The organism is Clostridium sp. DJ247 (assembly GCF_014231265.1).
The window spans coordinates 18,943-27,567 of the sequence record NZ_JABAIW010000058.1 but is presented as its reverse complement, the minus strand read 5'-3'; the positions used below and the strand labels follow the sequence as shown (position 1 = coordinate 27,567).

The window sequence follows — 8,625 nt, the reverse complement described above, 5'->3', positions numbered from 1 at the left end:
ACCTAAAGTGTAAATTTAAAATTTAGCCGGATAAAATAACTTGAAAAAAGTAGGATAAAACAAAGTGGAAATCAACACATAGGATAACAATTTATTTCCTTCCTTAGTTAAATAGATATTCTTACCTAAGCGTTCAAATAGCTTACAACCTAATTCATTTTCTAGAAATCGAATTTGATCTGATATGCTGGACTGAGCAAAATTTAGAATTTCCGCTGTCCTGCTAAAACTAAGAGTTTCAGCAACTACCACAAAAGATTTTAAGTGTTTGAATTCCATGACAATACTCCATTCTACACGTATCGGTATATCCGATTGTATTTATGTGAACCATCCGTTTGTATGATATCACCATACATGTTAACATAAAACTAAACATATTTGTAGTATTTTTAACCATCAAATTGCGTTTTAACAAAATCAAAAAAACTTTTAATGAAGGAGAATTTATTATGGATATAGTTATCAGCATGTTTGTTACATTTTGTGCATTAATTTTTTCTATTTATAAGGGAATATTTGTAGGATATCCTTTGTTACTTGGTTTTTTTATTTTTACATGCATTTCATTGAGAAGAGGATTCACATTAAGTGATGTAATTAAAATGTCCTTTAATGGGGGAAAAAAAGCCTTTGTAGTTTTAGAAATATTTCTTTTAATTGGAGTAATCACTGGTATATGGATGGCCTCAGGAACAGTTCCAGCAATAATATATTATGGAATAAAATATATGAACCCAAACTTTTTTATTCTTTATACATTCATATTAAGTTGTGTTGTATCTTTTCTCCTAGGTACATCTTTAGGAACAGTAAGTACTGTAGGTATAGCATTAATTTTAATGGCTAAAAGTGGAAACATAAATATAAATATTGCTGCAGGTGCCATAATTGCAGGTGCCTATTTTGGTGATAGATGTTCTCCAATGTCTTCTAGTGCAAATTTAGTTGCAAATTTAACCAAAACAAATCTTTATACAAATATACAGAATATGTTTAAAACATCAGTAATTCCATTTATTTTATCAATAATTATTTACTTAATTTTTTCGCTGCAAGAGCCAATAAACTTTATACAAAATAAGATGGATACTGAAATAACAACTATCTTTAAAATCAACTGGATTATTCTATTACCGGCAATAATAATTTTAATTTTTTCTTTGTTTAAAATAGATGTTAAATTATCTATGCTTGTTAGCATTGCAGCAGCTTCCGTTATTGCTGTAATATTTCAACACTATAAGCCAATGGAGGTTTTAAGATTTATAGTTTTGGGCTTTCAGTTAGACTCACCTAGTCCTTTACAAAACATCCTTAAAGGTGGTGGAGTTATCTCTATGTGGAAAGCATCTTTGGTTGTTTTTATATCTTGTGCCTTATCTGGTATATTTAATGGAACAAATATGCTGAAAAACATTGAAGATATTTTGATGAGGGCCAAAACTCGATACATGCTATTCATTTATACAACTATTATTAGCATTGTCACTGCAGCATTTGGGTGCAATCAGTCTATTTCCACTGTTTTAACACATAATCTTATGAATAAGAGCTATGAAGACAAGAATATTCATAGATTTCAACTAGCTATAGACTTGGAAAATACAGGAGTGGTATTAGCTGCACTTATTCCTTGGAACATAGCAGCTTTTGTTCCTACTATGACGATGGGAGTGAGTAGTACAGGATTTATACCTTATGCTTGTTATTTGTATCTTATTCCAATAATCAACATCTTATATCTTAAGATTTTAGAAATAAAAAGCAGTAAATTTTCAGCAAATGATTATGATTATAAAAAAATTATATAATTTTGTTTTTTTAAGGATTTCCTGATATTCTAATTTAGCCTATTGAAATATAGCAAACCATACTTTTAGATAGAACTGGGGTGTTTATATTTACGAGTACAAACATCTCAGTTCTATTCTGCTTCAAAATTCATGAATGGATAGCCTTAATGAAATAATCCATTTGAATGGATTTCTCCTATGATAAATTTTAGAAATACTATTTTTTTCATTGTATTGCATTCCTATATCTTGTCCTATTATTTCTTCTACTTCTCCGCTTCTCCGCTTCTCTCTACTAACTGCAGCTTATAATCTTTAACATAATTTTTAATTATATCATCTGCATCATCATATGCTTTTAATGAGACATTTACTCCGTTTATCACTGTATTAAAAAAGAAATGATTAGTAAAGTATATTGAGATAAGTAAATATAATAGTAAACTTGAAGCTATTAGAATAATAATGTTTCCTGTATTCTTACTTTTAAAAAGCCTTTGTATATTAATATTCTTCATACTGATTTATACCTTTCATCAAAAATACTTTAATTTAAAAATAATAACTAATTTAAAATATGTTTGTATTTTTGATTTTAAAACCAATATATGAGAGGTTAAAATAATTTTAGAAATCACTAATATAAATATCCACATTAATGTGGAATGTTTTTTAAGTTTATATAGAAATGAGCTATAAAATAAGCTGAAGACTTTCCTTCAGCTTATTTTATAGCTCAGAAACTTTCCTACTTCTGAATATTATTAAATTACTCTTTCGTTATCAAATACATTTTACCAAGGGTTTGACATTTATGGTTTGGATGCAGATCTAAGAAAGCAACTCCGCCATTACTCCAAGAAGATGATTTTTCACTAAAATTATCTACATACATTAACCTCATTTAAAAATATTTCTCCAACTCTTTAATATCTTCCATATCAAATATCTCTAATCCTATTATTTCAAGTGTTTCATCTGACAATTCTTTTATTCTTTTTTTATATTCTTCCGGTATCTTTTTGAATTTTTTAGTTAATTGCTTCAGCAAAAGCTCTACTTTTCCTTCAGCTCTTCCTTTTACAATCCCTTTTTCCATTCCTTTTTCCATCCCTTTTGCAATTCCATCTTCCAATATCATTTTACCTATCTCAGTCATGTTAAAGACCTCCTTGAATTTTTTCTTACTTTCTTCATCTCCAAATTTCTCTAGAAGTGCATATAGCATTGTAAGACACTTTATCTTTTTTTCACCTGTTTCTATCTTATCCGCTAATTGTATACTCTTTAAGGTTCTTTCTGCTCTAGTTAATTTTCCTTTCATTAATGGTATAAATGTAAGACTTAATATTTCCTCATCAGTAAGTTCTTCATTATTTTCAATTTTGCCCTTAAGAACGTCATATTTTTCATCCCCATTTATACTACTCATATAAAATGCTTCGGTGCTATATTTTATGTTCCCTGCATCTACATAAGTTTTAGCATTTTCTATATCTGCTGAATATACAACTATAGTTCTTATTTTTCTATTACTTTTACAATATAAAGATGCGTCATACAGCAAGAATCTTCTTATGTCCTCATCTTTATTTGTAGTTTGAAATTCGAAATGAAGATAACTGCCATCCTCAGTATAAAAAGTGTAGTCCATAATATTTGTATTTATTTTTATGTCTTTTAATTCAGTTTCTGCTGGTGCAGTTATTTTAGTATTTATACCAAAAAAATTAACTGCACTTTGTCTAAAAAAATCCATAGCACTTTTTAAAACTGAATCCTCAATTTTTTGATAATCCATAATAAATCTCCTTTAATTATACCAAATTTTACTTAACTATAGTATTGGTATAATTTTCAGATCCTATACAAACATTTGTTCTTATTATAAATTCAATAAAACAGTTCTTAAATTCTAGACTTACTTATATAGAAGTTAAAAGCAAAGAAAAAAGTGCCCCATCCTCACACGATTAGCACTTTTTCCTTAAATTAATTTCTTATTAATTTTATCCAATAGCCCTAAAACTAAATAAATGTTCTAAGGATACTTAGTGTTAGCAGCACTAAGTATTTCTTAGTTTGTATTTTATCAACCTTTTTTAAAATAAACTATTTTTTATATACATTATTTAATTTTGTATTTTCTCTTTCAATACTTCCTTCAAAAGCTCCACAGCACTTTCTTCCTCCGGATTGTTAGTCCCCAATTCTCCACGAAAAGCTTTAGCAAGAATTAACAATACCAATATATTCACAATCCAAGTAATACACATTACAATTATTTATAAGTTTTACTAAAACTATATATTATATTTATGAGATTCCATTAACTCTTTGCACCGATCATAAAACTCTTTATAACTACAACAAAATACATCATTTCCTTTATAAAAGTCAGGAAAAGAATTCCTGTACTTAAAAACCAAAAATGATTTTAAATTATCAAATTTTTTACCTAGAAAATCTTCCATCAAAGATTTATTTTTCTTTACAATGTCCACCATTCTCAAATGTTTTTTTAAATATCCTTCATTTCTACTATATGTCTTACAAACATCATAAACATTTCTATCTATATCTTGATTTTTATATTCCATAATATATAGAGTTTTATTAAAAATGAAATAGAAATCTATCTCCTTAGTTATGCCACCTCCTTTAAATAGAGTCTTAAGCTCACTGAAATCCTCAAATTTGAAATTAATATCGCCGGTGATACCATATTTTTTAATCAATAATAGTAAATCATTAAGCTCTTTTTCATCATACAATTTTTCTATCTTATCTTTCACTCCAGCATCTTTAGAAAGCTCGCTCTTTAAAATCCTGTATCTAAGATAATGAGCAGCTTCAACTAATAAATTATGAGAAAGAAGAAAATGGTTTCCAATTTTTACAATTGGTGTTCTGAAGATTCTATTATCAGTTGAAAAAATATTGTGATCCATATGTTCTTCAGACTTTCTTAAAGAAATCGCCTGAACTACTCTATATGTGCTTTCTATACTAGCACCAGTAGATTTACATATATCATGGTATAGAAACTTATTCTCAACAATATTCCCTGCACATTCTATTATTAAATTTTTATCATGTAATTTATTAACATAATCTTCTAATATTTTAATAGAATATCCTTCTTTTCTCTCAAACTCCATAAGTATTGCATCTACTTCTGGACTACTTATATCAATATTTGACGTATAGACATTGTCAAAATACAATTTTAACTTATCATTAAAATCATCACTTACCCGTAAATTATTTTCCTCTATATTTAACTTAGTACCATAATGATATAGATTACTTAAGCTTTTCTTTATTGCTAAGGTCTCGACGATTTTATTTGTAATCAAAAAAATGTTATCAATATTCAGTTTATTTCCTTTATGCTCAAAATCATCTACATATTCATTCAAAATAAAACTAACAAGATATTCACAACTCTTTTTTTCTGCACCAAGCATATTACCTATCTCTAACTCAGCCTCATGATATATCAATCCAATACTATCAACTATTAAATTTGAAATATTTATATCTTTTTTTTCAGCGTCAGTTGCTTTATATTTAAAAAGATAAGCACTATTCATAGAAATATAGCTTAACATACTTGATATCATATAAAATATAATAAACAAATCTTCTTTGTTACATTGTACCAACTCTTTCTTCAGCATGTGCTTATATTCTTGTAACATAAAATTTATTACGGCAATTTTGTCTTCTTTTCTATTTAGTTCACAGTTTCCTTCAATTGGTAACTTACTTAGTACATTTTTTTCTAATTCATTAATTTTATCTGAAGAATCAACTATAGGTACTATTAAATTGGCTCCAAAATATTCTTGTTGAATCCTAGTTACATCAAACATTTTATTATGTTGATAGCATAATTTTAAAACTCGCCCATACAAATTAAACAAATATCTATTAACGTATTCTTCAAGATTTTTATTTTTTATTTCATCATTACTTTTTATCTTTTGCAAATCTATTCTGTTAATAAAATCGTACATAATAAAATCTCCGTTCCTATAAAACTTTTCATAATAAGTATATTTACACATTTATATTCCTAATAAATTGTGAAAACCATCTTATTGTTCTTCCTTTTTTCTATCCAACCACTTGCAAATAAAATATTCATCATAATAGGCCTTCACATACTCATAAGCCGAAGCTGCTAAATGTATTGGGAGAGGTAACCTTATAGGAGTTGCAAAGTTTACAGCCATTGACCTTGAACGTAGTATCTCAGTTAAGCTAACATACTTCTTGACATCTTCAGTTTTTGTTCTAAAAACTCCAACTTCCAATACAGACATCCTAAGTCCAGTGTTATTAATATCAAATTCTTTAGCATCAGCACTATAAGAATGGTTATCCCCTTTTGCATTTATAAGATAATATATTCTATCAGTTACTTTAAATGCACCTTGGCATAAAAGTTTATATAGTGGCAACCCATCCTTATCTATATGTATCCATCCTGGAGTTTCATTTTGCTCTTCAGTAACTAAACGAATTAAAACGGTATTCTCCCAAAACTCTCCTTTGACATCTTCCAAGTCAAGATCTAAATCTTCATCAGATATATTGTCATTTGTTAATCCACTAATATACTGTCTAGAATTTTGAGCATTGGTATAAAGAATAATTTGTTTTTGAGGATAAGAGCCATAGATTGAAGCTAATGCATTATTTATGAACTGCTTCTTTAGCTTTTTTGCATAGGAGTCATTTAACTCATCAAATATCTTTGAGTTTTTTGATATACTTATAATACCTTCTGAGTAATCCACCCATTGAACATTAAAACTCTTACCTATTCTTCTATGATTAGCGAAAACCTCTCCAGAGAAAAGTGCTATTTTTACTTTGTTATCTATAACTGCTGTAAGTATAGGTAATGTTAACTTTTGAGGTAGCAACCTGTCCTTATTTCCAAATTCAAAAGTAGATTTATATTTAGACATAAACCATAAACCTACTAGAATCGGGTTATCTTTATTATCTTCTTTAAATACACTTTTACCAATGATACCAAGTTGTCTAAATAAGTCTTTTATTCCATTCATATATTTAATGAGTTCATCCTTATACTTTTTCTTAATCCCTTTCTCTTCAATACTTTCATAATACGGATTTTGTTGATAAGTTATAAATTGTGAAACATAGTTATTTTGAGCTAATAAGTTTCTAATTATGGATTTTGGATCAACATGATTATTATCAAATACCTTTCTAATACCCTTGGCTGTTTCTATTGCATACTCTAACTCAAATAGAACTCCCTTAATCTTTTCACTTTTCTCAATATATACATTTATAAACCCTTTAAATGAACTCAGCTCGCCTTTATTGTATTTAAATAAAAATTTTGATCTTTCCTCTTGATTTATTCTTATAAGATTTAAACGAATTTTTTTGTTTTTCTCTTCTTTATTTTCTTTATATTTTATAGTAAACTCCTGATTTTTATCGTTAAAACTAATATCATTAGCTTTAGCAAAACCATGTGGATCAGCAAATATTTCTGACTGAAAAAGCTCAATAAATCCGTCTTTTAAATAATTAATCCATGCTTCTGTAGAATATATAACATCTATTTCCATGAAATCTGGCAACTGCGAAAGCCTAAACTTTTTGTCCTTATTCACACCTTTATCTAAGGTAGCATATATATTTTCTAGTTTCATAAAATCTTCATACTTTACATTGGTTTTAGTTTCTTCACTCTTTAGTAAATCAAGAACTTTATTAAATACAGCTTGTTCATCATATTCACTAGACCTTGGTGTAATCTTATGTTTTTTTCTAATGTGGCTTCCATAAATAAAACCAATGCCAATATCATTACTCAGTTCTTGCTGTTTTTCTTCACCTGATAGTTGCTCTGACATACTATTGATGGAATTTAACCATTTAGATTTAAATCCAACTGATAGGTCATATTTCCACTTCCAAAGTTCTTCTTTCTCATAATACACTAAAGGCATCTTTATAGCCTCATAGCCATCATTGCATTTGTTGTAAGCAATTCCATTTAGCTCTTTTTTTACCCCATTAGGAATGTAACTAAAAAAGCGGTTAACTCTTAAATTCAGAAAAATAAATGGATAGTTTATTTCTGCTATATTTTTTATAAATATATCCAGACTATAGGTCCAATAACCTTCATCTCCTTGATGTTTAATAGGTAGCGCAATCATTGTTGGGTTTTGTTCTTTGTTTTGTAGTTTATAGAAGTTATGTTTTGATACTTTATTCTCCTTTACAGATTGCACATTTACTTTTAATTTTCCACTTAATATATGTGTCAAATATTGAGGGTAAAGCTTATATAGATAAAACTTTTCTTTTTCATTCAAATTATTATGAGGATTTGGAGGTATAACTATATCTCTTTTTTCAATATTAATCTCATCAATACAATGATTTATGTATTCAATTTGGCTATCGTCTAAGTTATATCTGCACCACTTTCTAAACTGAAACCTTAAAAGTTCTATATCTGGCTCCTCCAATAGATATATCCATTCACCATTATTACTTAAAAAATTATTTTGTGCTGCTACTACCTCATAATTTAAATTTTGAATAGCCATGCTAAACTTATAGGGTGAAAATGCTTTTCCATCCTTTAATTTACTTAAACCATTTATTACGTTTTTCATTGTAAAACTCAGACACTTGCATAGTTCTTCTGATACATACACTACATATATATCTCTTATAATTAATGAATCTTCCTCTATTTTTAATGGAATAGCACTAAACATGTTTCCAACATAATTTTCTTTATTCTTAGATTTTGGCATTA

At 27.8% G+C, this 8,625-nt stretch carries 7 protein-coding genes; 1 reads left to right on the top strand and 6 read right to left on the bottom strand.

Going from position 1 to position 8,625, the window contains the following annotated elements; genetic code table 11:
- Positions 1-15: 15 nt before the first annotated feature.
- The gene (locus HGI79_RS18730; RefSeq protein WP_185652208.1) at positions 16-279 is read right to left on the bottom strand and encodes a LysR family transcriptional regulator; all 264 of its coding nucleotides are present in this window, start codon (positions 277-279) and stop codon (positions 16-18) included.
- A gap of 173 nt (positions 280-452) precedes the next feature.
- Between HGI79_RS18730 and HGI79_RS18725 the strand changes: the two genes are divergently transcribed.
- Complete coding sequence (locus HGI79_RS18725) at positions 453-1,814, top strand: Na+/H+ antiporter NhaC family protein (protein WP_185652207.1); 1,362 nt, start codon at positions 453-455, stop codon at positions 1,812-1,814.
- 248 nt (positions 1,815-2,062) lie between these two features.
- On the opposite strand, the gene HGI79_RS18720 is transcribed toward HGI79_RS18725, so the two are convergent.
- The 5 genes from HGI79_RS18720 to HGI79_RS18705 all read right to left on the bottom strand — a co-directional run bounded on the left by HGI79_RS18720 (position 2,063) and on the right by HGI79_RS18705 (position 8,623).
- Positions 2,063-2,314, bottom strand: a complete 252-nt coding sequence (locus tag HGI79_RS18720) for a hypothetical protein (RefSeq protein ID WP_185652206.1) — start codon at positions 2,312-2,314, stop codon at positions 2,063-2,065.
- 251 nt (positions 2,315-2,565) lie between these two features.
- Entirely contained in the window at positions 2,566-2,700 is a 135-nt protein-coding gene (locus HGI79_RS23370; protein ID WP_278046729.1) for a hypothetical protein, read from the bottom strand.
- The gene (locus HGI79_RS18715) at positions 2,701-3,597 is read right to left on the bottom strand and encodes a DUF4351 domain-containing protein (protein WP_185652205.1); all 897 of its coding nucleotides are present in this window, start codon (positions 3,595-3,597) and stop codon (positions 2,701-2,703) included.
- 502 nt (positions 3,598-4,099) lie between these two features.
- Positions 4,100-5,818 carry a hypothetical protein gene (locus tag HGI79_RS18710; RefSeq protein WP_185652204.1) on the bottom strand — a complete coding sequence of 573 codons (1,719 nt, stop codon included), beginning with the start codon at positions 5,816-5,818 and terminating at the stop codon, positions 4,100-4,102.
- Between the two features lie 81 nt (positions 5,819-5,899).
- Entirely contained in the window at positions 5,900-8,623 is a 2,724-nt protein-coding gene (locus HGI79_RS18705) for an RNaseH domain-containing protein (protein ID WP_185652203.1), read from the bottom strand.
- Positions 8,624-8,625 lie beyond the last annotated feature (2 nt).

Coding starts and splice junctions, on each gene's coding strand:
- HGI79_RS23370 (WP_278046729.1), bottom strand. CDS start 2,700: ATGAGGTTAATGTATGTAGATAATTTTAGTGAAAAATCATCTTCTTGG.
- HGI79_RS18710 (WP_185652204.1), bottom strand. CDS start 5,818: ATGTACGATTTTATTAACAGAATAGATTTGCAAAAGATAAAAAGTAAT.
- HGI79_RS18715 (WP_185652205.1), bottom strand. CDS start 3,597: ATGGATTATCAAAAAATTGAGGATTCAGTTTTAAAAAGTGCTATGGAT.
- HGI79_RS18725 (WP_185652207.1), top strand. CDS start 453: ATGGATATAGTTATCAGCATGTTTGTTACATTTTGTGCATTAATTTTT.
- HGI79_RS18720 (WP_185652206.1), bottom strand. CDS start 2,314: ATGAAGAATATTAATATACAAAGGCTTTTTAAAAGTAAGAATACAGGA.
- HGI79_RS18705 (WP_185652203.1), bottom strand. CDS start 8,623: ATGCCAAAATCTAAGAATAAAGAAAATTATGTTGGAAACATGTTTAGT.
- HGI79_RS18730 (WP_185652208.1), bottom strand. CDS start 279: ATGGAATTCAAACACTTAAAATCTTTTGTGGTAGTTGCTGAAACTCTT.